The sequence below is a fragment of the Halonotius sp. F2-221B genome (assembly GCF_046719765.1).
GTDB lineage: Archaea > Halobacteriota > Halobacteria > Halobacteriales > Haloferacaceae > Halonotius.
Genome location: NZ_JABEBY010000003.1, coordinates 23,924 through 47,364 on the forward strand (window position 1 = coordinate 23,924; position 23,441 = coordinate 47,364).

Sequence of the window (23,441 nt, forward strand, 5' to 3'; positions counted from 1 at the left end):
CTGCTAATAAGGGTGTCTACACAATCGGCACAACGACGGCGACAATCTCAGCACAGCGTGTCGATGGCAGCCGTCACGGCGTCGGCAGCTGCTTGAATGTCACTGATTTGAATATATTCTCGCTCGGCGTGGGCGACCGCCCCAGCCTCGTCGGCTAACACACCCGGGCCGAAAACAACCGTCGGTGCGGTCGGCGCGAAATAGGAGGCCTCCGTTGCCGCCCCAAAGGCCCGCACGTCGCCGCCGCTGGCGGTTCGGAGCGCGTCGACGATGGCGGCGTCGCTGTCGGTGACAAACGGGTCGGGAAACGGTGTTGCCGGATCGATGAGGTCGACCGCGACGGACTGTGCGCCGGGGAGCGCGTCGCCGAGATGTGTCGCCAGCGACGCCGCAAACGCCTCGCTTGTCTCCGGGGGGACGCTCCGACGATCGACGGTAAGACGGCACTTAGCCGGGACGCGGTTCGGCGTGTCGCCGCCGGCAACGATCGTCGGGGTAAGTTTCGGATCGCCGAGAAGGTCGTGGCTGCTGGGGCCAACTGCGTCGTCATAGCTCGCTAGCCCATCTAACACGTGTTTGAGGCCGAAAACAGGGTTGTCGGCGGCCGGGACGCTGGCCGCGTGACCGCCGGCTCCCGACACGGTGATCTCAGCTTCACACTGTCCGCGGGCGGCGATACAGACATCGAGATCGGTCGGTTCGCCGACGATGTAGCCGTCGGCCCCAAGCGTGCCAGCAAGCGCGGCCGCGCCGATCTGCGTCGTTTCCTCATCGGGCGTGATCGCCAGTGTCAGTGTGCCCGCCTCGGGCTCAGTGCGGAGGAACGCCGCGAGCAACGCCGCCAGCGGCCCTTTGGCGTCGCAGGTCCCCCGCCCGCGAACGGTGTCGCCGTCGCGCTCGTAGGGGACGTGCGGGGCGACGGTGTCGATGTGGGTGTTGAGGACGATGTGGGGGCTCGCTGGGTCGCTTTCGCCGGCAACGTTGCTGACGGCGTCGCCCGCGCCACGACTGACGACAACATTGCCGTCGTCGTCAACATCGGGCGGATGTCCGGCGTCGGTCAGCGTCTCGACCAGCAACTCGCGCATCTCGTCGACGTGCTCGTGTGAGGGCGTTTTGACAGCTTGGGCGTGAAATTCCTCGATATCGAAGCCCATTGTTGCCGCGCTCACTGTTCAACCCGCGTCACGTCGTCGAGCGTTTCGCGCCGCCGGACGACGCGGTCGTCGCCATCTTCGAGGGCGACTTCAGCGGGTCGCGGCTGGGAGTGGAACTGGCTGGCGAGTTCGTAGCCGTAGGAGCCGGCGTTGCCGATAGCGAGGATGTCGTTCCGCTCCGGCCGCGCAATGGGGCGGTCGGTGGCGAATACGTCCGCGCTGGTGCAAACTGGGCCGCCGACAGTGACGGGTTCGGCGTCGCGGTCGGGCGCGGTGACGTTGCGCATCGGGTGGTAGGAGCCGAACATCGCCGGTCGAATCAGGGTCGCAAGACTGGCGTCGACGCCGACGACGGTCGCGGTGGGAGTCTCCTTGATCGTGTTGACCGTCGTCAGGATGAGGCCGGCGTCGGCGACGATGTAGCGGCCGGGTTCGAGTTTGAGTTGGGCGTCGATGTCGCCGACCGCGTCTCTGACCATTTCGGCCGTTTTGTCGAGGTCGAGCGGCGGCTCGTCCTCGTGGTAGGGTACGCCGAAGCCGCCGCCGATGTCCACGAACTCAAGATCGCCGACGCGACGGGCCATCTCGCCGACGCGCTCGATAGCTTCGCAGTGGTCTTCGAGGTCGTCGGTCAGGACGCCGCTGCCGGCATGCGAGTGAATGCCGACGAGGTCGAACTCATCGCGGACGCGCTCGGCGACCGCGGGCACCTGTTCGTAGGGAATCCCGAACTTGGCGTCGTTGCCGGTGGCGACTTTCTCGTGGTGGCCGGTACCGATGCCGGGATTGATGCGGATGGCGACCCGGCCGTCATAGTCGCGTTCGGCCAACCGGTCGAGGGTGTCGGTCGCGCCGATGGTGATCGTCAGCCCCGGCGCGTCGGCGGCGAGATCGACGGCGTAATCGAGATCATGGGCCGGTGGGTTGACCGCGGTGTACTGGATGGTGTTGGGATCGGCACCCGCCTGGATCGAGCGTTTGATCTCGCCAGCGGCCGCACACTCGATATCGGCACCAACGTCCAGCAGCGCGGAGAGGACGGACTGGCCGGTGTGGGCCTTCGCGGCGTACATCACGTGAGCGTCGGGAAACGCCGCCGCAAACCGCTGGTAGTTCGCCTGTACGCGGTCGAGATCGATCACGTACAGCGGTGTGTCGTGGCTCGTCGCCAGCGACCGGAGCCGCTGGTCATCCCAGTCGGCCAGCCGGCGGACGGGCGGGGAGTCGGCAAGATCGGGTACAGCCATTACCTATTGTGGGGGCGGTCAGCGATTCAATGCTTTGGTTCGGGGCGTCGTAATTCACGGATACGAAGTTGCGGTCGAAAAGGAGTGTAGAAAGCCCGCCAGGAATTCGGTTGGTCGGGCAGTCGACCCAGCCAGATGGTTGTTGGTCTCTGAGCACCACCCGATGCCCGGGTGGTAGCTCACACTACGCTGAGGCGTTTGCGGGCTCGTAGCTGATCGAGGGCTCCTGGCCCGGTTCGACCGGAATCCGTTCGATCACCGTACCGTCGGCGTCGGTGACGACGATGTAGTAGGCGACATTCGGATCGTCGGGTGCGGGTTCGGTATCGACGTTATCGAGGTCGTCGGCGTCGCCGCCAGCAAGGAACTCACGCACCGATTCGGTATCGCCGAGTTCGACCGCCTCACCGGTGGAGGCACTGACGAAGACGCTCCGGCTGATGTCAGTGTTATCGATGGGGACGACCTTGCTGTGCCACCAGAGTTCGTCGTTGATGAACACCGGGATCGGTTCGACGACTTGGAAGTTGTCGCCCCACCCGGTTTGGGAGTCCTCGCTGCGGACGATCCCCATCGCCCGCTCGGGGCCGGTCAGCGTCTCGCCCTCCGATCCGAAGTATCGGAGATCGCCGGTTGCCGCGTCGATGAACCAGATCTCATCAAGGCCGCGGGTGTCCTCGCCGTAGGGCTCCATCGCGGTCACGTAGCTCATCTGTTCACCGTCGAGATCGATCACGAACGGCTGGCTGTTGCCCGCACCGGCCGGCAGCGTGGCGACCTCGACTTGGCCGGCATGTTCGCCGACGATGTCGAGTTGGTTGATGATGCCGTTTCGGTAGCCAAGTGATTCCATCTGTCGGCGGCTGTTGTACAACGGGTAGAGCCGCTGGCCATCGAGAATCTCGCTATTCTGGGCCTCCTCCGGTGAGAGGTGGTCGATAGTGCCGTTCGTGTGCAGCAGCGCGCCGCCGTCCCAGACCGGCACCGTGTGGGGGATCGGCGTCAGCCGCCACTCGTGAACCGTCTTGGGGTAGTACATGTAGGCCTGCCCGTCGTGGGTGAACTCGACGGCATCATCGAAATACTGGGCGAAGTAGTCGGTCGTTCGGAGGTTCCACGCCGAGCTGCGATGAAGGTACATCCCCTCACCAATGGCAAATGTCTGGTTGTCGGAGGCGGTGATCTGCCGATCCTCCATCCGCGTCATATCCGAGAGCAACACGCCGCGTTGGTTGCTCAACAGCTTGTTGCGGACGCCGTCGGGTTCGATGGCGTACGACCACGCCAGCGAGCCGTCCTCTGCGCGGGCGATATCGCTGGGGCCGAGTCGGTGGGTACGGTAGGACACCGAGCCACGGGTCTGCACGTCGGCGACGGCCCGCGGCGCGATCCGTGGGTTCTCAGCGTTGACGCGTGGGAATTCTTGGATCTGGTTGGCCTCGCCCATCGTCTCCTGGGCGAGGGTGCGCTCGGTGACCATCCCTGCCGGCACCGAGTAGACAAAGCCGACGAGCAAGCCAACGGTGAAGACAACGACAAGGAGCCCGAGTTTCTGGTTGGCTGACGCCGACAACAACGGCGAAACGGTCGTCGACAGCCCATCGACCGGCGCGCCCGCGAGCGGTGGGAGAAACCACAGCGCGGTCGCCGCGACAGCGGTTGTCCCGATGACAATGAGGCCAAATGGGCTGTAGAGCGTTTGATAGACGAGACCATGCAACAGCGGTCGGAGCGCGTAGCCGACGGCGACGACCAGCAGAAAGCCGGCAAGCCGCCTGCCGAGATGTCGTTGGAGGTCGACATCCGCGAAGCGGAGACCAAAGCGTTCGTTCACAGCGGGAGTTGGCCGACCCACCTGTTGAGGCTTTCTACTTCACGGGAGCTGTCAGACGCATTACTCTCGTAGTGCGTCTTCCTGCTGGGTCGCTTCCAGCGTTTCCTCTTCAACATCGGTAGCGACGACGGCCGGCTTGTACGCGCCGCCGTCGAAGAGGTCGTGCTCGCTGACAGAGGATTCGACGAATCGCGTGAACGCGCGCCGCTCGGACGGTAAGTGGCCGTAAATAACCTCGTCGTCGACAAGATCGTAGACCGGGATGCGCGGCGTCAGGAGCGTGTTCTCGCCGACAATCGAGTTTTCGCCGATCTTGAACCCCGACGTGACACGGCATCCTGCGCCGAGCGAGACGCCATCCTCGATGATCACGGGCGCGCCCTCGACCGGTTCGAGGACGCCGCCGATCAGCGTGTTCGCACCGAGTTTGACGTTCTCGCCGAGTTGTGCGCACGACCCAACCGTGTCGCAGGAGTCCACAAGCGTGCCGTCGCCGACGTACGCGCCAATGTTGACGAAGGAGGGGCTCATCATGATGCAGTCCTCACCAAGGTAGGCACCGCGGCGGATGGTCGTTCCGTCGGGCGTGTTTCGGGTGCCGCGGTCGGCGAGGTCGTCGGTGCGACGCAGCGGGAGCACGTCGTTGTAGCTGACGCCACCGTACTCCTGTGGTTGGTTGTGTCGGAGCCCGAAGTTGAGTAAGATTCCTTGCTTAACCCAGCCGTTGGCCTCCCACGAAGTCACATCGTCGCCGGTTCTCTCGGCGGCGCGCACCTCGCCGGCTTCGAGGGCTTCGAGGAAGGCCGCAAGCGTGGCGAGGTCGTCGTCGGTTGCCTCGTCGGCGGTGAGGCCGTCATCATAGCGGTTCCAGAGGTCGGTGATTTCGGATTCGAGTGCTGACATTCGGATGGCTCTGCGTTACTTCGCCACCCAATAAGTCCCATCGGTTATCGTCGACGGGGAGTCTCGGATCGGATTCAGGTGTCGCCGCCGTCCGCTGTCTCGGTCGCCTCCGAGGAGGTGGGGGTCGCTCCTTCGTGTGGGGTGGTAGCTGTCGGCTGACAGGCACCCAGCATCGCCAGCGGCAGACCGAAAAGTGCAGCAGCCACCGCAGCACCGACCGTGCCAAAGGTCATAAAAATGAACCATCCGACATCGAAGGGAACGAACACCCCACCAGCCAGCAGAAACGCGACGATCCCACCAGCGAACCCTGCCGCGATCCTCGCGTTGGAAGCCGAGCCCCCGCGCCGACAAACCGCGTGGCCAAAGGCGGGTGCAACTGCCAGCGGTAGATGGGTCACCATAGCGTGGACAACCGTCGGTGCAAGAGCAGAACGGGCGTCAACGACCCCGAGCCCCCACAGCGTTGCGGCGACCCCACCCATGCTGGCGAGCCCGACGGCAAGCGCACCACGGGTCGAACGAAGTAGATCGGGACGATGCCACGCCGCTGCCCCCACGATCAGATAGATCGTGCCGACGCCACCAAGCGTTGCTGGCAACGCATCGAACACAACCATGCCGAGGAGCCAGACGCCGAAGCCGACACCGGCAGCCGCAAGCCGGTCGGCGGCAAGCGCGCTATCAGCGGCCCGGCGCGCCACGGCAGCAACCCCTATCAGCAGGATTCCATAGACGAACGCCGCGGGGAGAACGACAATCGAGATGTTCCCGAGCCAGATCGGCAGCGATGCCACGGTGAAGGCCGCTGCAACCTGTAGCGAACTCGTCGCCGGCTCACTGAAGGCGAGATAGAGATCCTCCGAGAGGCTCGCTTGCCGGCCATCGGTCGAGGTGTTGGCCCACTGAACGGTGTTGCCGGTGACAGTCGGGAGCTCGCCGTCGCCCGCGTACTCGTCGTTGATCGCGCCGCGTGGATCGTTGCTGACGACGGTTCCGGTTGGGCCACTGACCGAGATCGGATCCGCATTGAGTATCCAGCTGCCACGCATTCGGGGCGAGTGGAAGTAGTCAACGACGAGCACGCCGAGGTGACGGGCACCAGCGTCGGGGTCACGGAACCGAATGCGAACGGTCTCGTTGTCGACGGTCGCCGAGCGAAACACGACCGGCCCGGTGTCGCCCCTGTATATCACTCCACGGCTGGTCGCAGCCTCACGAGTGATTTGGGTGAGTGTTTCGGGGCTGCTCGAAAGGGTGGCTGCCGATTGACTGAGGCGGTTTGTGACCGTCCACGTTGCTGATCCGTTAGGGTGGATCTGGATCGCCGCGGTGGATGCTGTGACGTTCACAATGACCCCGTTGTCGCTGGCGGCATCCTCGAAGGAGGAACCACAGGCTCCACACACCGGGTTGGGTGTGGGGCCACCAACCGCTGGTGCAGCGGTGAGACATAGCACGGCGATAACAAAGAGGCTGATTAGGAGGGCTGCCCGCTTCATTATGAATACGTGTTATTTCTCCGCTAAGTGTTTTGGGTAAGCACTGGTGACCCACTTTGGCTGGATTGAACACGCTTCGTGGAGACGACCGCTGCGTCGCTACGCAAAGTACGCGTCGTTGCGCTCATATCGAACCGGCGGCCCATCGTAACGATGGACTATCCCTCGCTCGGCGAACCATGCGAGGTAGTCGCGCGCTATTTCGCTATCACAGTCGGCAGTCTCGGCGATAGTCGCCACTTTCGTCGGCGTCCGGAGGCTGACGATGCTGTCGAAGCGTCGCTCGCAGATCGGTCTCTCGATCAACAGCGACTCAGGAGACGCAAACGCGGAGAGATCAGGTGGTGACTCGTCGCCATCATAGGCGTCGTCAGGGATATCTGTGAGATCCATTCGTAGGGTTCGGTACGACTGCATACGCAGTGAGCCGACCGATATCTACTGCACACCGAACTATTTCAGCGACGACTACGCGTCGTCGATAACCTCAAAGAAGTCGTACCAGCCCGGCTCCTGTCCCGCCAGCCACTCGGCAGCATCCAGCGCGCCCTCGGCGAAGATGCTCCGGTCACCGGCGCGGTGGGCCAGTGATAACGTCTCGTTGCTGCCGCCGAGCAGCACCTCGTGTTCGCCGGCGATGTCGCCAGCGCGGCGAGCGTGTACACCGATCTCGTCGTCGTCGCGTGGGGCCTCACCCTCGCGGCCGTGGACGCGGTCGCTGAGGTCATCGCGGACACCCTCGATATCGTCAAGCAGCGTCTTGGCGGTGCCGCTGGGCGCGTCGCGCTTGGCGTTGTGGTGTGTCTCGGTGAGTTCGATATCGGCGTCGGGGAGCGCGGCGGTCGCCTCCCGTACAGCGAGTCGAAGGGCGGCGACGCCACGCGAGAAGTTCGACGCCTTCAGCACCGCCGTCGACTCGCTTGCGGTTTCGAGGGCGTCGAGACCGTCATCGTCGAAGCCGGTCGTTCCGGTGACGAGTGCGACGCCGACATCGGCGCAGGCGTCGGCATAGGTGCGGGCCGATTCTGGGCCGGTGAAATCGACGACGACATTGGGTTCATACTCCGCAAGGAGTTCCGCGAAATTATCGCTGGATTCGACGACGACGCCCGAAATCAGCTCGTCGACCGACGTGCGGTTAACCGCGAACGCAACCTCGATTTCCTCGCGGTTAGCAGCCGCCGCCAGCACCTCTCGGCCCATCCGACCGGCCGCGCCCGTGACGGCAATCTCGGTCATTCGGTCGTCGCCTCCACGCTGCTGTCGGCAGGATCCGCAAGGTCGCTGTCGAGTTCGTCCAGCCGCGCTTGGAGTTCATCGCGGTGTTCCTCTGAGAGTTCCGTCAGCGGCGAGCGGATGCGCTCGGGCGCGTAGCCCCGCATTGCCATTGCGGCTTTGACCGGGATGGGGTTGGTCTCGACGAAGAGTTGGCGGGTCAGCGGCCCGAGTTCGTGATGGATCGCACGGGCGAACGCGTAGTCGCCCTCCAGGGCCGCCCCGACCATCGCACAGGCGCGTTCGGGTTCGAGGTTGGCGACGACGCTGATCGCGCCGTCGCCGCCCGCGGCCAGAATCGGGAGCGTCATCCCGTCGTCGCCGGAGAGGACGGCGAAGTCTTTGCCGCGCGTGCGCTCGATGACCTCTGAAATCCGGTTGAGATCGCCCGAGGCAGCTTTGTAGCCCGCGATGTTCGGGTGGTCGGCGAGATCGACAGCCGTGTCGACCGCGATGTTGCGACCGGTGCGACTCGGGACGTTGTAGATGATCTGCGGGAGGTCGACCGTGTCGGCGATCTCCGCGTAGTGGTCGTACATCCCCTGTGGTTCGGGTTTGTTGTAGTACGGCGAAATGAGCAGCAGCGCGTCGGCCCCGGCGTCGGCGGCCTGCTGTGAGAGGTCGAGGGCCTCGGCGGTGTTGTTCGATCCGGTGCCCGCGATGACCGGCACATCCTCGACGGCGTCGACGACGGCCTCAACGACCTCGACGTGTTCGGCATGGGAGAGCGTCGCCGACTCGCCGGTCGATCCCATGGGGACGAGGCCGTCGACGCCCGCTTTTTCGAGCCGTTGGGCGTCCTCGCGGAGTGTTTCTGTGTCGATCTCGTTGTTTTCGGTAAAGGGGGTCACCATCGCCGGGAAGACCCCGCTGAAGTCGATTTGTGTCATGGTTGTGGTGTCGCTGGGAGTCGTATGGTCGGAAGACTATGCGAGATGAGTAAAAATGCCCGAAACGGGGGTGCCACGCCCGCGACGAGCGATCAGACCGCGCGCTTCTTCTGACGAGCGGGACGCACTGCTATCGGATCGGCGTCAACCGCGATGATAGCAGTGTGGTTCACACCCAAGTATGTGCAGCAACCGAACTTAGGCGTTGTGTCTGCAACCTCACAGCGAGAAACACCGGGCATCGGGCCCGAATCAGCCAGCCGACCAAACCACGTCCTGGCGGAATGAAAGGGCGAGGCGTGCTGGGCGAACCCGGACGACGTAAGCACCGCAGGAACGAACGCAATGAGTGACGAGGAGCGCAGCGAGTCCCGGGAGTCGAGCACGCCGAGGGCTTTCTACCCAACTACAGAAGCAACAGCAAAAACGACACCGACGACCGATTATTGTGGATCAATCGAATCGAGCCGATCCATCTCTACAGCACTCAACGACAAGTGAGACGCTGCAACGTTCGCTTCCAGATGCTCGACACTCGACGTACCGGGAATCGGGAGCGTCACATCCGAATGCCCCAGCAACCACGCTAGCGCGATCTGGTAGGCTGAGGCGTCGTGAGCGTCGGCAATCTCGGCGAGCACATCATGCGCCGCCTCGTCGTCGACGCCGTACAGCGGCCCCCACGGGATGAAGCCGACGCCATCGGCTTCACACGCTTCCAACACGGCTTCCTGCTCGCGGTTGGCGACGTTGTAGCGGTTCTGCACGGTAGCGACATCAACGATCTCTTGGGCTTCCTCCAACTGCTCAACACTCACATTTGAGAGGCCGACGTGGCGGATCTGGCCGGCGTCTTTCATCTCGGCGAAGGCATGCACCGAATCCGCAAACGGCGTGTCGGGATCAGGACGATGAAACTGATAGAGATCGATCTCGTCGACGCCGAGCCGATCGAGACTACAGAGAACTTGGTTCTGCAGGAAGTCTGGATCCCCATGCGGAAGCCAGTCCGCGTTCCGCGTCCGGAGCAGCCCGGCTTTCGAGGCGACGACGACAGCAGAATCCGCGCCGTCGTGATCGAGTTCCGCCCCAAGCAGTCGCTCGCTGACACCGGGGCCGTAGGAGTCGGCCGTATCGATGAAGTCGACACCGCAGTCGACCGCCCGACGGATCACCCCGCGGGCTGCTGGCTCGTCGGCCGGCGGGCCGATGATGTCGTCGCCGGTGAGTCGCATCGCGCCGAAGCCGAGGCGGTGGACGGTGAGGTCGCCACCGATCTCGAACAGTTCACTCTCGTTGGATATCGCAGTCATATTTGCGCGTTCGACCGCCGCCGACAAAACATCGGGGTGTCAGCCGCCTACCACCGCCCATCGCCGACCGATGATCTGATGCACACGTCAGCCATCCAGCCGGTATGGAACACGCGACCGACGACCTCACCGCGGTCGCCGCCGAGGCCGTCAAAGCCAGCGGCGAGTACCTCCGAGAGGCGTTCAGAAACGGGTCGGTCGACGGCGAGTTCAGCAGTATCGATGTCAAGGCCGCCGCCGACCGCGAATCCGAACAGCGGATCCAAGCGGTGATCGACGACCACTACCCCGACCACGCGTTTCACGGTGAGGAGTCGGGCCGAAGCGGCGAGAGCGACTACCGATGGATCGTCGACCCGCTCGACGGCACCAACAACTTCGCCAGCGGCTACCCGAAGTTCGCCACCGCGGTTGCGGTGCTCCACAAGGAGACGCCGGTGGCGACGGCGATCTACGAACCCCTAACTGAGGATCTGTATCTCGCCGAGCGCGACGGCGAGGCAACGCTGAACGGCGAATCGCTGTCGGCCACATCATCGCTGCCGCTGGATCACGGGACGGTCGCGCTCGTCGTCGGCCTCTCGGTTGCAACCGACCCCGACGGGCTGACGCAGGTGCGACAGCTCGAATCGGCCCTCCGAGGGCGGTGCAAACGCGTCGTGACCACCTGGGCACCCTGTATCGACTGGGGGCTACTGGCTCGGGGCTTGATTGAGGGGCTGGTCTGTCTGCAGCCGGAGATCTACGAACAGCACGCCGGCAGCCTGCTGGCCGCCGAAAGCGGCATCGTCGCCGACGATACAGTCGCCGAGGACGGCCGCTACGTCGGGAGCCCGGATCGGTCGACGACTACGACGCTGCGATCGATCGTCGACAACGCGGCGACGGGCGAGCCTGCCGATCAAAACACGTAGCATGCGGGCCAGAGGGACACTACAACGCGCTTAGAAACCGTTTAGTACGATCGAGACATTCGAACAGATATGCCGAGTCGTCGTGCGTTCCTCGCGTCAGTCGGTGGTATCGCAACCCTCGCAGGCTGTACCGCCGGGCGCAACCGACCGGCGTCGACACCCTCGAACGAAACGACCGATCAGTCGGCGACAGCCGACGACGAAGGGCTCGTCGATCCGAGACGCGGGCCAACCGGAACAGTGCGGCAGTTCTACCGCGCGCTGCTCGCCGAGAACGTCGACGCGTTGAACGCGACGATCGTTCACCCCAAATCACCGACCTACCCCGTTGAATCTGCGCACGTCCCACCAGCGGCGTTCACCGAGTTCGATGACGTACAGATCGCCAGCGTCGAGGAAGTCTCAGTCCAGGATCTTGTCGTCCAACGGCTCGGGAACCCGACACAGCTTGGCGATTGGAAGGAGGCGATGGACGCCGACAGCATACAGTACGTTCACACAACGTTCTACGTGACAAAACCCGACGAAGAGGGATCCTACGAGGCCAACACGGTCGATTACGCTGTCGAAGACGACGGGTGGTATGTGCGTTACGACGCCAGCAAAGCAACCCACGGACAGGCAGGTTCCTGATCCGCCTGGCGGGTGATATTGGGACTTATACGCGCGCCACACGTACTGATCGGTATGCATACTGGGCGTCGCCGACAGGAGGCCTGGCGATGAACGCGCTCAATCCCCGGATTCGGATCATCTGGCTGCTCCGATCGCTGCTCGGCGCGCTCATCCTGGGGGGTGCCGCCACCGGGGTCGCCGTGTTTCGCTCGGTGTCGCTGTCGATCCCGGCCGGCCTCACCGCGCTGTTTGTCATCCTTGGCGTCGTCCACGCTATCTTGCGGTATCGCAACTGGCGGTACGTCGTCAACGATGACGCCCTCTATCTCGAACGCGGCGTGCTCACACAGGTTCGCACCGAGGTACCCCTCGTCAGAATCCAACACGTCGACTCCCGGCGGTCGGCCTTCGAACGGCTCGTCGGCCTCGCCAGCACCGTCGTCTACACCGCCGGCTCCCGCGGCGCGGACGTGACAATTCCGGGGCTGACACCCGACGACGCAAGCGACCTCCGGGAGCGACTCAAGGGGCTGGCCATCGACGCCGACGGGGAGGACGCGGTGTGAAGTTAGCCCCGCTGTCGGTGCCGTATCGGGCCCTCCAGAAGGCCGGCCGGCTGGCGATCACACTGGTCTTTCTTGGCTCTGTCGGCACCGAGGTTGGCTTCGGTGGCGCGCTGGTGGTCGCCGGGGTCGGCGGTGCCATCGCACTCGCCCTCGCCTACGAGTTCGCCTACTACCGCCGGTATGCGTACAGGTTCACCGACGACACCTTCGACATCGAATCCGGCGTCCTCAACCGCCGAGAGCGGGAGATCCCCTACGGCCGGATACAGAACGTCGACATCAGCCGAAACGTTATCCAGCGGCTGCTCGGGCTGTCAGCGATCGATATCGAAACCGCCGGCGGCGGCTCAACGGAGGCGGCGATCAGATACGTGACCGCCGATGCGGCGACAACGATTCAAGACGAGATCCGTCGACGAAAGCGCGGAGACGACCAACAGCGGCATGCAGCCACCGAGGCAGCCGACGACCCAGACGGAGACGCCGCTGACGGTAACAGCGGAGCGACCGACAGCGCGGCGACACGCGAGTTCGAGGAACCCGACGAGGAGTTACTGTTTGAGATTTCGCCGAGTGAGTTAGCGTTGGCAGGGATCCTGTCGTTCGATCCGCGGGTTCCAGGGCTGTTGTTTGCGGTCTTTACCGGGTCGATCCCGTTTGTCTCGCCGGTCGTCCCCGAACCGGCGGCCGTTGCAACCACCGGACTTGATCCAACGCTCGTGTTGTTCGTTATGGGTGTGGTGTTGCTCGTCGGCTTGGTCGTCCTCTCGTGGGTCGTCGGCGCGATCTCGGCGGTCGTCAACTACTGGGGGTTCCGGCTGACGCGGTCGGAAACCGAGCTGCGGTACGAGCGCGGCCTGCTCCAGCGATACAGCGGGACGATCCCCTTCGAGAAGATCCAGACGGTGACGATCAGCGACAACCCACTGAAGCGGCGGGCAGGGTATGCGACACTGGCGGTCGAAACCGCGGGCTACGCGCCGGGGCAGGCGAACGACCGCGGCAGCGAGGCCGCCGTGCCGATCGCCGGCCGCGACCGAATCCGACGGTTGGCCGCGGAGATCGACGGCTGTGAGACGGGCGCGTTCAACCGCCCGCCAAAGCGGATCCGGCGGCGGTATCTCGCACGGTATCTCATCGCCCTCGCCGGCCTGACCGGGCTGCTGTATGCGGCCAGCGTGAGCGTTGCCCGGCTGGCTGACCTCCCATGGTACCTCCCGTTGGTGGGCGTACTCTTCGCGCCCGTCGCCGCCCACTACAAGTGGCTCCATCGGGGCTACCGGCTGGGAGCCGACCATTTCGTCACCCGAAACGGCGTCTGGAACCGCGAAACAAAACGGGTTCCCTACCATCGGCTACAGACCGTTATCGACAGCCGAACCGTGTTTCAACGCCGGTGGCGCGTCGCCACCGTTATCGGGGATACGGCAGGCTCGCTGTCACTGCTCGGCAACGACGCCGCCGCCGTCGACATCGGGATCGACGATGCCGTCGCCCTCCGATCGGAGCTACGGGATCGACTGCAGGCGTCGCTGGCCGACCGCCGACACCAGCGGGCAGGCGGGTCAGCGGTGACACGCTCTGTGGCGACCCCGGCGGGTGATGAGGCGACCCCTGAGAATGATGCGGCGACCGCAGATGAGGAGACGGCCGCAGCCGCCGATGAATCAGGTGTTGCCAACGCCGAGCCAGCCGCAGACGACGACCACCGCAGCGAGTCGTAGTCGCACCGAGCAAAAGCGCGCCCAACAGCAGCGGATATTCTTGCAGGTTGCTTAACAGCTAAGTCGTGATTCTTGTGAACGTGCAACATGGAGCCTGCACGATCATCCGCCCGGGAGTATCGTGTGCTCTCGGAGATGACAGCGCGGGGTCGGATGCGGGTCGCGGATCCAGCCTCGCAGGCCGTCTTTCAGGTGGTGAGCTACCAGGACGACGCCCTCTATGATCGTCTTGCAGCGGCAAACATCGGCAGCGTCGTGACAATCGGCATCGAGCAGGCTGGCACACGAGCAAACGCCTACGTCGCGTATCGACCCCCAGATGGCCTGAGAATCTCCCATAATCCACCGATTCAGCTGGAAACCCGGGTACAAAGAACCGACGACGCGGCGACGACGGAGATCCAACACCCGGTACTCCATCCAGACTCAGACGATTCAAACCCACCGACAGTGTAGGCTGCCCAGCGGGGTATGACAACTGCAATCTGTTTTTGATCCCTGGAAAGAAGCGATCGACCCACCGATTCAAGCGGAAAACCCCAGACGCCGATTCAGGTTCGGGCGTCGTCGATAACAGCCCGGAACTCCTTGGCGGTCTCCGTGATCGTCTCGAAATCGCCGCGATCGGCGGCCTCGTAATCGACGAGCGCACCGCCGGCACCGACGCATTCGGCGCCGGCCTCGATGTAGTCGCCGGCGTTGTCGGGGCTGACGCCACCGGTCGGCATCAGCGGGATCTGGTCGAGCGGGCCCTTGATCGCGCCGAGATGCCCCGGGCCAAGCGAGGCAGCCGGAAACACCTTCAGCAGATCCGCGCCGGCCTCATAGCCCGTGATCGCCTCGGTCGGCGTCATGATCCCTGGCGCGACAAGCGTCCCATAGCGGTTGCAGGTGTCGATCACATCCTCATGCAAGCTTGGGCTGACGACGAAATCCGCACCGCTGAGCATAACAGTGCGGGCGGTTTCGCTGTCGAGGACGGTGCCGACGCCGATGGCGATCTCCTCGTCGCCGAAGGAGGCGTCGAGTTCGGCGACCATGTCGGCGATGCCCGGCGTGTCGGCGGTGAGTTCGATCCCGCGGACGCCGCCAGCGACGAGCGCGTCGGTGATCTCGATCAGCGTGTCGGCGTCGACCCCGCGGAGGACGGCGACAACACCGCTCTCGCGGAGCTGTTGGAACACGTCGTGTTTGGTGTGCATGCGTTATGTAGCGTCACCCACCGTAGTAAAAACCGGGTTCACGGCGACAGGCGATCGGCTGTAGGCACTCCCGGTCGACGCCACGCGATATCAGCCCTGATAGTTTGAGGCGTATTTTTAATACCGAGCTGTGCGCAGTGATTGTAGAGCCTGTGGCTGCTGGCCGCATACACAGGCCCCGTGCATCACGACGGAGCGCAATGGGTGTCACCGATCACACGCTCCTCGTTCTTTTGCTGTCGACCACCCCACAATGAGCGACAGCTGATCGGGGCGCAGTCTCGCTGCTGTCGAAGTGATACACTCGGCGGTAGATCGGGATTTCTACGCAATAATTGTGCATAAAGGCGTTAGATTGATTACTATTGCTTCGAGTTGACAACCCGTATGAACAGTGGAGTCGGCGGAGTGGGGGCCGCCAGCGACGGACGTGACAGCCAGCCAACTAACACACCTGAAACACGACGAGAAAACCAATGATGAAAAAACCGACCGACTCAGCGTCATTTAGCGACACGGAATCAGCGGTGCTCGAAGCCGCCCTCCGCAACCCGGAGGCGACCAACGCCGAGATCGCCGAGGAGACCGACACACGTGTCGCCCTCGTCCGGGATATCCGCGAGGAGTACGAAGACGAGGTCGAACTGCCGGATGACGCCGCTGAGGCAGGCGACGCGGTCGAGATCGATGCCGAGGCCGAGGATCTCAGCGACGCCCAGCTCGCGGTACTGGAAGCGGCAGCCCGCGATCCGTCGGCGACAAACGCCGAGGTCGCCGAGGAGACCGGCAAGCGGATCACGTTCGTCCGGGATACCCGCAATGAGTACGAGGATCAGGTCGATGTCGGTATCGAGCCAGAGACCGACGACGCCGACGACGACGCTGCGACGGGTGGCGACGCGGTCGAGCTCAGCGAGCGCCAACAGGAGATCCTCGATCTCGTTGCCGCGGATCCGACGCTGACCAACGCCGAGATCGCCGAGAAAACCGGCGCGCGTGTGACGCTGGTTCGGGACACCCGTGCCGAACACGGCGACGGCGGCTTTGAGTTCGGCGGCGAGCCGGCTGACGACGGGGGCGACAGCAGCGATGGAGCCGACAGCGAGGGCGGATCCAGCGATCTCCAAGAACAGATCCAGGAACTCGCCGCAGACAACCCCGAGATGACCTACGGCGAGATCGCCGCGGAGGTCGGCGCGCGCGTCCCGCTGGTCCGGGATACGCTTGCCGACTACGACTACAGCAGCGGCGGCGGGATCGAAACCGCCGACGACGGCGAGCTACCACCCGGTGTCGACGCCAGTATGCTCACCGACACCGAGCAGGCGATCCTCGAACTCGCCCAAGACGATTCGGAGCTCACCAACGCCGAGATCGCCGCCAAAACCGGCACCCACGTGGCGATCGTTCGGGACACCCGCGCCGAACACGAACCCGGGAAGTCGATCGACTACGGTGGCCAAGGCACTATCGAAGAGGACGACGAGGACGATGACGATGCCGGCACGGTCAGTGCCGGTGCGGACGACGACCGAGAGTGGGAGCCCGGCGAGCCGAGCGAGCTCCAGACGGAGATCCTCCGGCTCGCATTGGAGAACCCCGAGTTGACCAACGCCGAGATCGCCGCCGAAACCGGGGCCCGAATCCCGGTCGTCAGAGACACCCGTGACGATTACGACGATCTAACGCTGGCGGATCTCGATGACGACACCGCGGAGACAGCCGAGTCGTCGATCGATACCGGCCCCGGTGAGCCGACAGCGGTTCAGGAGTCGATTCTGGCAGCTGCCGCGGAAAATCCGGAGGCGACCAACGCCGAGATCGCCGCCGACCTCGATGTGCGAGTCACCCTTGTTCGGGATACCCGGCGAAGTTACGATGCTGACGACGCAGGCGATGTCGACAGCACGAGTGATGCGGGCGAGGAACAGACGAGCGACGCAGACGACGCAGAGAGCACAGCCGCCGAGCCCGACGCCGGCGTCTCGATGGGGCGGCTCGTCGCACTCGCGGTGCTGGTGGTTCTGATCATCGTTGTCCTGCTCAGTCTCAACTGACGACGACCGCTCCGTTTTTGCTTATCGTGACAACAACGAGTTCCAACCGAAAGGTGTGATCCGTTAGTCGGTTCGTGGGATCGCGTACGCGCCGGCAACAAAGAAGGCGACTGCGAGGACGGCCACCACGGCGAGTTCGGTGCCGTAGGGGTCGGTGATCGCCGGCTCGTAGGTTAGTGTGCGAACGCCACGGGCGAAATACGTCAACGGTGAGAATTCGACGAGCGGGGCAAACCATCCAGGGAGCAGTTCGAGCGGCACGAAGGTATCCGACAGGAAAAGCAACGGAAAGGCGATCGTGTTGCTGGCGGCGATCACGCCGTCCTGGGTCGAGGAGAGTCGGCCGAGGATCGCCCCAAAGCCACAGAACAGGACGACCGCACAGACGACAAACGGAACCAACAGCGCGAGGCGCGCGGTAAACGGCACGACTGCACCGGTCAATGCGACGACCAACCCGAGGATCAGCAGGCTGGCAAGTCCAATGATAGCGACGTTGACGACCGTGTGAGCGATCAGCCACTCACCACGGCCCAGCGGCGTTGTCGCCAGCTTTTCAAACCGGCTGTCATCACGGTGGCGGGCGATCTCACTGCCGACCCGCGACAGCGGCGTGAACAGCACCACGGTCGCCAGATAGCCCGGGATGTAGTAGGCCGGCGGCTCGGCAAAGAGGCCGCCACCGGTCGGCTGGGTGCGGACAAGCGCGCCGAAGATCACCACGAGCAATACGGGGAAAAAGAACGTAAAGAAGACCGCTGTCCGGCGACGGAGGAAGGAGTGCCAGGCGGCGGTCGCCTCCGCCCGTATCCGACGACGACGGCTCATTGAGTCCCCTCCTGGGGCTCGGCGGTCGGCGTCGACGCCGCGGGCTCAGTCGTCGCCCCCGGTGGTTTGCCGCCGGCGAACTGCTCGCCGGTCAACTGGAGATACACATCCTCTAAACTGGGCTCAGCCCAGGTCAGCGAGCCGTAGTCGATATCGGCCTCTGACAACACCGCAACCGCATCGCCGATCTCGACCGGCGAGACAGCGGTGACCACGACCGATGTGTGGTTCGCGGTCGCATCAAAATCGGCGTCACGGAGGGCGTCGACGGCGGCCGCCGGCTGGTCGGTGTCGATGACGAGCCGGCTGTCGCCGCCGTGGGCCTCGATCAGCTCTGGTGGTGTGCCGACCGCGACAAGCTGGCCGTCCTGCAGGAGGCCAACGCGGTCGGCGAGCCGCTGTATCTCCGTCATCGAGTGGCTTGTGAGGACGATCGTGGTGCCACCGTCGGCCAGCTCCTCCAGCAGCGACCACAGCGACTGTCGTCCGGCGGGGTCGATGCCGGTCGTCGGTTCATCGAGAAACAGCAGGTCGGGGTCGTTGACCAGCGCGATCCCGACACAGACCCGGCGTTGCTGGCCACCGGAAAGCGTTTCATACCAGCTGTCGGCAGCCTCAGCCATCCCGACGGCCGCAAGCACCTCCTCGGTTGGCCGGGCCGTCTCGTAGAGCCCGCCGTAGTAGTCGATGAGTTCGCGGGCGGTGAGTCTGGCCGGCGGCGCAAACGATTGAGGGAGTAGCCCGATCCGATCGGCGTCGACGGCGGTCGGGGCCGCGCCGTGAACAGTGATCTCGCCGTCGACAGGCGTCGTTCCCGTCAGCGCGCGGACGAGCGTCGTTTTGCCCGCGCCGTTGGGGCCGATCAGCCCGAAAACCTCGCCGTCGGCGACCGAGAGATCGACGCCCGCTAAGGCGACCGTCTCGCCGTAGCGTTTGCTGACACCGGCGGCGACAACAGCCTCGTTCATAGCCGTACTCGGTGCGGTTTCGGCCTAAGGATTCCGTTTCGGTTGTGGGTGCAACCAAGGCGGTGTTCGACCCCAACAGCTAATATGGGGGAATCACAAACATAGCCATATGGCCGGGGGGCTATGGGGGGGCAGTAGCAACACCTGTCGCTGCGACAGGGGCTATCTGTCGATGGTTGCGCTCGTCATGATGTTCGTCATCTGTGTGGCGATCAGTCTCACAACAGGAATGGCTGTGTTCCTGTAGACGATCGCCGCGATGCGGTGCTGTTTTGCGATGACGAACCCACCACAGAGTATGGAGTATCGACAGCTTGGCGCGACGGGAACGCGCGTCTCGGAGCTCTGTTTCGGCACCTGGCGGTTCGGCCGCCGAACCAACGACGTACTGGAAACCGACGAGGACGACGCCCACGAACTGCTGGATGCCTTCGCCGACCACGGCGGCAATTTTATCGATAGCGCGAACATCTACGGCGACCCCAACGGCACCAGCGAATCCTACATCGGCAGTTGGCTCGAAACCCGCGACCGCGAAAAGTTCGTCCTCACCTCGAAGGTGTACTTCGAGTACGACGAGGACAACCCCAACGGCTCGGGGCTCTCGCGGACGCACATCCGCAACCAGATCGACAAAACGCTGGACAACCTTGGGACGGATTACCTCGACCTCTACTATATTCACCGCTGGGATGAGGACACGCCGATCGAGGAGACGCTGTCAGCACTGACCGGCCTCGTCGAGGATGGCCGCGTCAACTACCTTGGCGCGTCGACGATGGCCGCCTGGCAGCTCACGAAGGCCCTCTGGAAAGCCGATATCAACGACTACCAGCGGTTCGATGTTGTCCAACCGTTGTTCCACGCTGGCTACTACAAGGACGTCGAGGACTACCTCTCGGTGGCAGCCGATCAGGATCTCGCGGTCTGTCCGTACTCGCCGCTGGCCGGTGGCTTCCTCACCGGGAAATACACCCGCGAGGATCCCGACGACCCGAAATCGGTACAGGCACCCGACGGCTCCCGGGGCAGCTTCGATGACCGCTTCGAGCGGTTTTATCTCTCCGAGCGCGGCTGGAAGGTACTCGACGAGATCCGCGCGGTCGCCGACGAGGTCGACGCCACGCCAGCCCAGGTGTCGCTGCGCTGGCTGATGGATCAGGACGCCTTTACCTGCGTGCCGATCATCGGCGCGCGGACGGTCGACCAACTTGAAGAAAACGTCGCCGCCGCCGCGGTGTCGATCACCGACGACCAACACGACCGCATCACCGACGCCCGGTTCAACGAGGATGGCGTCCGGTGGGGCCACTAAGATCTACTGCTGGGCTGTGATTAGCGGGCGACGACGTGGGAGCGAACGCGGCGAACGATATCGTCGACATCGAAATCGTCGTCGGCCTTGTCGAACACGACCTCGTCGTCAACGCGGACGACGAAAACGCCGTGGTCGCCCATCACCAGCGAGACGCGCTCAAGGTGGTCGGCGAACTGCCGGCAGATCGCCTCCTCGACGGTGAGTGCACGGTCAAGAAAGCCACACGGGACACAGTATTCGATCTCGATCGTCGACATACCGGTGAGACGAACGGCGGCTGCAAAAGCTGTGGGTTGCTGTTGGAACGACGGGTCGTCGACTCACTCGCTTTCGTGGATCCCGCGGAAGGCGTCCCGAAGCTCGTTGTCGGGGAACTGCTCAAGGATCTCGTTCATCTCGGTTTCCAGCTCATCGATCCGAGCTTCGAGCTCGTCGAAGCGCTCGTCGTCGATCTCGGTCGGTGAGAACTCCGCGGTCAGGGTGGCGTACTTCTTGCGGGTCTCGTAGTACTCGGAGACTAGCTCCTCGTAGTCATCGATCAAAAACGCCTGCTCGACGGCGGTCAGCAGCTCCTCCTTGGAGACAGGTTTGGTAAGATAGCCCGCCAGCGGCATATCGATGATGTCGAGATCCGGGTCGACGGCGGTGACCATGATCACTTGACAGTCGGATTCCCAGTCGTCGATATGCTCCAGCAGTTCGTCACCCGACATCCCCGGCATCCGGCGGTCAAGCAACACAAGGTCGATATCCGAGGTAAGTTCGACCAACGCCTCGCCGCCGGTGAACGCCACCCGCGCCTCGTAGTCGTCCTGGAGGTGATGGGCGTGCAGTGCGGCGAGAGATTGTTCGTCCTCGACGATGAGGATCGTTCGCTCACGCTCGGAATCCATTGTCGGGGGTTCGACACCACAGATAAAAACTATTTCGCACACGAAAGGTGGTCGGCGGCCGCGCCACCGTGGGGAACGCCGATGTCGACACCTGTGTCACCATCGACACCGACGAGCAACAAGGCTGGACGATCAGGCCGACCGCAACCGCTGCAGCCACGGCACCACGGTCGGCCGCCAGTAGAGCAGGCCGGCGGTCAACAGAAAGACGGCCGTCGACAGACCGTAGGAAACCTGCAACGCCGAGGTGACAAGCAGCGATCCTCCGCCCGTGATCGCCGAAACCAGCGAGGCGAGGATCGGCCACGAACAGGAGACACAGGAAAACAGCCCGATCAGCCCGGCGGCCGCCGAGCCGGCCGCATCGATGACGGTCACATAGACCAGATACGCGAGGGCGGCGTAGCCGACGAGATAGTTCGGCATCAGCGTGATCGTGATCCACTCGCCGCTGTACAGCAGGGCCGGCCCATACCCCGGCGGCAGCGGCGCGATCCGCAGCCCGGTCGCCGCCTCGCCGATCCCGACGGTGACGAGCCCGCCGGCGACCGCCAGCAGCGCAAAGTAGCCGCCGGCGACCGCCAGCGCGCGGCGGCGAACCCGATCGGCTACCGTCGCCGCCGGGCGGCTGTTGAGGACAACCCACACGCTCACGTTGAGCCAGATGGCGGCGTAGGCGACGAGACGAAGCGAATCGAAGCTGGCGGCCGTTAGGAGGACATACCCCACCGCGGCCAGCAGCTGGCTGTTCAGAAACAACGCCCAGTAGAGCCGGCGACCGGTCGGCACGGGGATCGAGAGCCCGCCGGTCGTCTCGGCCATCGGCTACAACACCAAGCCCTCGACGACGATTGCCAGCAAAACGGTGCCGAGATAGGCGTTTGAGGCATGGAACGAGCGGAACGCCGCCGCCTCGGTCTGTTCGTAGTGGAGGCGGATCACAAACCAGAGGAACAGCGCGCCGAGGCCGACGGCGACAGCGACATACAGCCAGCTGAGTGTGTCAGTGGCGGCCAGCGCGGCGGCAGTCACCAGCGTCGCGCCGAAATACCACAGGATGTGCCGCCGGGTCGTCGTCTCGCCATGGACAACCGGCAACATCGGGAACCCGCCGCGCTCGTAGTCGTCCTTGTAGGCCAAGGCGAGACTGTAGAAATGCGCCGGCGTCCACCAGAAGATAAACGCCGCAAGCAGCAGGCCACCGACCCCGATCGAGCCGGTGACCGCCGCCCAGCCGATCAAGGCGGGTAACGCGCCGGCAGCACCACCAAGCACCGTGTTCTGTACCGTGTTTGGTTTCAGGATCAGCGTGTAGATCACGCTGTAAAACAGGATGGCGACGACCCCGAGGGCGGCCGCCAGAAGGTTGACCGTCGCAAAGAGCCCCACCGACAGGGTGGTCAACAGCAGCCCGAAGGCGACAGCGTTGCGGAGCGGTACCAGATCCGTCGCCAGCGGGCGGTCGCTGGTGCGGGCCATCCGGCGATCCACGTCGCGTTCGAGGATGTGGTTGAACGTCCCTGAGGCCCCGATCGCCAGCGCGCCGCCGCCGAGGGTTGCTCCGACCACATAGGGAGTCAGCCCCGGGCCGCCGGCCAGTGCCATCGCCGCCGCCGCAACGAGACACAACAGCCACATCAGCCGCGGCTTCATCAGCCGGAAGTACGCAAACAGCGTCGCTTTCAGCCGTTCGGTCGGCTCGGTCGGCACTGGGGGGCGCGTGTCGGGATCCAGCGGCTCGGCTGGTTCCGGCGGCCCGCTCGGCACATCATCCGGATCGCCAGTTTCGGCTTCCAGCCACCACGTGAGGGCGGCCAGCAGGCTGCCGAAGATCGTTACACCGGCCAGCAGATGGATCGCGGAACTGACATCGGTGCCGCCAGTCGTCGCGACGACCGCACCGAGACCGGCCTGAGCAGGGTAGACCAGCAGGGCGACAGCGACCGCCCACTTGACGCGCCGACGGCTATCGGTTCGCAGCACTGCGACCGCCGACGCGAGGACACCGGCCCCGACGATGACGGCGACAAGTCGGTGACCGAAAGCGATCCAGCCGTCGAGAGTTGTCGGCAACGACCAGCCGGCCCCACAGGCCGGCCACGCCGTACAGGCTGCGGCGGCGTCTGTCAACGCCGTCGCCACGCCGACGACAAGCAGGAGATAGACGCCCATCGTCGTCGCCGCCAGCAGCAACGGAAACCGATCCGGAAGCCGAACGCTGAAACTCACTACAGA

At 64.2% G+C, this 23,441-nt stretch carries 22 protein-coding genes and 1 pseudogene; 7 read left to right on the forward strand and 16 right to left on the reverse strand.

Features of this window, described 5'->3' with window-relative positions; all coding sequences use genetic code 11:
• Nucleotides 1-47: 47 nt before the first annotated feature.
• The 9 genes and pseudogenes from HKK80_RS02465 to HKK80_RS02505 all read right to left on the reverse strand — a co-directional run bounded on the left by HKK80_RS02465 (nt 48) and on the right by HKK80_RS02505 (nt 10,121).
• Entirely contained in the window at nt 48-1,157 is a 1,110-nt protein-coding gene (locus HKK80_RS02465) for a M20/M25/M40 family metallo-hydrolase (protein ID WP_411798198.1), read from the reverse strand.
• Nucleotides 1,158-1,168: 11 nt separating this feature from the next.
• Entirely contained in the window at nt 1,169-2,404 is a 1,236-nt protein-coding gene (lysA, locus tag HKK80_RS02470) for a diaminopimelate decarboxylase (protein WP_411798031.1), read from the reverse strand.
• A 184-nt stretch (nt 2,405-2,588) separates the two neighbouring features.
• Nucleotides 2,589-4,238 carry a hypothetical protein gene (locus tag HKK80_RS02475; protein WP_411798032.1) on the reverse strand — a complete coding sequence of 550 codons (1,650 nt, stop codon included), beginning with the start codon at nt 4,236-4,238 and terminating at the stop codon, nt 2,589-2,591.
• 60 nt (nt 4,239-4,298) lie between these two features.
• On the reverse strand, nt 4,299-5,141 hold the full coding sequence (locus tag HKK80_RS02480; protein ID WP_411798033.1) for a 2,3,4,5-tetrahydropyridine-2,6-dicarboxylate N-succinyltransferase: 843 nt from the start codon (nt 5,139-5,141) through the stop codon (nt 4,299-4,301).
• Between the two features lie 74 nt (nt 5,142-5,215).
• Nucleotides 5,216-6,643 (reverse strand): hypothetical protein, encoded by a 1,428-nt coding sequence (locus HKK80_RS02485; RefSeq protein WP_411798034.1) that lies wholly within the window; start codon nt 6,641-6,643, stop codon nt 5,216-5,218.
• Nucleotides 6,644-6,748: 105 nt separating this feature from the next.
• A pseudogene (locus tag HKK80_RS02490) lies at nt 6,749-7,036 on the reverse strand (hypothetical protein); the annotation flags it as partial.
• A gap of 75 nt (nt 7,037-7,111) precedes the next feature.
• Nucleotides 7,112-7,882, reverse strand: a complete 771-nt coding sequence (gene dapB / locus HKK80_RS02495) for a 4-hydroxy-tetrahydrodipicolinate reductase (protein WP_411798035.1) — start codon at nt 7,880-7,882, stop codon at nt 7,112-7,114.
• Nucleotides 7,879-8,808 carry a 4-hydroxy-tetrahydrodipicolinate synthase gene (gene dapA, locus HKK80_RS02500; protein WP_411798036.1) on the reverse strand — a complete coding sequence of 310 codons (930 nt, stop codon included), beginning with the start codon at nt 8,806-8,808 and terminating at the stop codon, nt 7,879-7,881. The genes dapB and dapA overlap by 4 nt, the downstream gene beginning before the upstream one ends.
• Nucleotides 8,809-9,251: 443 nt before the next feature.
• Nucleotides 9,252-10,121, reverse strand: coding sequence for an aldo/keto reductase (locus HKK80_RS02505; RefSeq protein WP_411798037.1), 870 nt, complete (start codon nt 10,119-10,121; stop codon nt 9,252-9,254).
• 104 nt (nt 10,122-10,225) lie between these two features.
• On the opposite strand from HKK80_RS02505, the gene HKK80_RS02510 reads away from it, so the two are divergent.
• From HKK80_RS02510 to HKK80_RS02530, 5 genes are all read left to right on the forward strand, one after another.
• Nucleotides 10,226-11,035 (forward strand): inositol monophosphatase family protein, encoded by an 810-nt coding sequence (locus tag HKK80_RS02510; protein ID WP_411798038.1) that lies wholly within the window; start codon nt 10,226-10,228, stop codon nt 11,033-11,035.
• 69 nt (nt 11,036-11,104) lie between these two features.
• Nucleotides 11,105-11,668, forward strand: a complete 564-nt coding sequence (locus HKK80_RS02515; protein WP_411798039.1) for a hypothetical protein — start codon at nt 11,105-11,107, stop codon at nt 11,666-11,668.
• An 89-nt stretch (nt 11,669-11,757) separates the two neighbouring features.
• Nucleotides 11,758-12,216: a PH domain-containing protein gene (locus tag HKK80_RS02520; protein ID WP_411798040.1), complete on the forward strand. Its 459-nt coding sequence runs from the start codon at nt 11,758-11,760 to the stop codon at nt 12,214-12,216.
• A complete protein-coding gene (locus HKK80_RS02525; protein WP_411798041.1) occupies nt 12,213-13,940 on the forward strand; it encodes a PH domain-containing protein in 1,728 nt (575 codons plus the stop codon). The genes HKK80_RS02520 and HKK80_RS02525 overlap by 4 nt, the downstream gene beginning before the upstream one ends.
• Before the next feature lie 87 nt (nt 13,941-14,027).
• Entirely contained in the window at nt 14,028-14,396 is a 369-nt protein-coding gene (locus tag HKK80_RS02530; protein ID WP_411798042.1) for a hypothetical protein, read from the forward strand.
• A 95-nt stretch (nt 14,397-14,491) separates the two neighbouring features.
• Here HKK80_RS02530 and HKK80_RS02535 read toward each other — a convergent pair whose 3' ends face one another.
• The gene (locus HKK80_RS02535; RefSeq protein WP_411798043.1) at nt 14,492-15,142 is read right to left on the reverse strand and encodes a bifunctional 4-hydroxy-2-oxoglutarate aldolase/2-dehydro-3-deoxy-phosphogluconate aldolase; all 651 of its coding nucleotides are present in this window, start codon (nt 15,140-15,142) and stop codon (nt 14,492-14,494) included.
• A 476-nt stretch (nt 15,143-15,618) separates the two neighbouring features.
• Here HKK80_RS02535 and HKK80_RS02540 point away from each other — a divergent pair, with 476 nt between their 5' ends.
• Entirely contained in the window at nt 15,619-17,199 is a 1,581-nt protein-coding gene (locus tag HKK80_RS02540; protein ID WP_411798044.1) for a hypothetical protein, read from the forward strand.
• A 63-nt stretch (nt 17,200-17,262) separates the two neighbouring features.
• Here the strand turns inward: HKK80_RS02540 and HKK80_RS02545 are convergent, their stop codons facing one another.
• Nucleotides 17,263-18,027, reverse strand: a complete 765-nt coding sequence (locus tag HKK80_RS02545) for an ABC transporter permease (RefSeq protein WP_411798045.1) — start codon at nt 18,025-18,027, stop codon at nt 17,263-17,265.
• On the reverse strand, nt 18,024-18,995 hold the full coding sequence (locus tag HKK80_RS02550) for an ABC transporter ATP-binding protein (RefSeq protein WP_411798046.1): 972 nt from the start codon (nt 18,993-18,995) through the stop codon (nt 18,024-18,026). The genes HKK80_RS02545 and HKK80_RS02550 overlap by 4 nt, the downstream gene beginning before the upstream one ends.
• A 298-nt stretch (nt 18,996-19,293) precedes the next feature.
• On the opposite strand from HKK80_RS02550, the gene HKK80_RS02555 reads away from it, so the two are divergent.
• A complete protein-coding gene (locus tag HKK80_RS02555) occupies nt 19,294-20,310 on the forward strand; it encodes an aldo/keto reductase (protein WP_411798047.1) in 1,017 nt (338 codons plus the stop codon).
• Between the two features lie 20 nt (nt 20,311-20,330).
• On the opposite strand, the gene HKK80_RS02560 is transcribed toward HKK80_RS02555, so the two are convergent.
• From HKK80_RS02560 to HKK80_RS02575, 4 genes are all read right to left on the reverse strand, one after another.
• The gene (locus HKK80_RS02560; RefSeq protein ID WP_411798048.1) at nt 20,331-20,570 is read right to left on the reverse strand and encodes a SelT/SelW/SelH family protein; all 240 of its coding nucleotides are present in this window, start codon (nt 20,568-20,570) and stop codon (nt 20,331-20,333) included.
• 63 nt (nt 20,571-20,633) lie between these two features.
• Entirely contained in the window at nt 20,634-21,206 is a 573-nt protein-coding gene (locus tag HKK80_RS02565) for a response regulator (RefSeq protein ID WP_411798049.1), read from the reverse strand.
• A gap of 132 nt (nt 21,207-21,338) precedes the next feature.
• Nucleotides 21,339-22,028, reverse strand: coding sequence for a hypothetical protein (locus HKK80_RS02570; RefSeq protein ID WP_411798050.1), 690 nt, complete (start codon nt 22,026-22,028; stop codon nt 21,339-21,341).
• 3 nt (nt 22,029-22,031) lie between these two features.
• A complete protein-coding gene (locus HKK80_RS02575) occupies nt 22,032-23,378 on the reverse strand; it encodes a heme o synthase (RefSeq protein ID WP_411798199.1) in 1,347 nt (448 codons plus the stop codon).
• Nucleotides 23,379-23,441 lie beyond the last annotated feature (63 nt).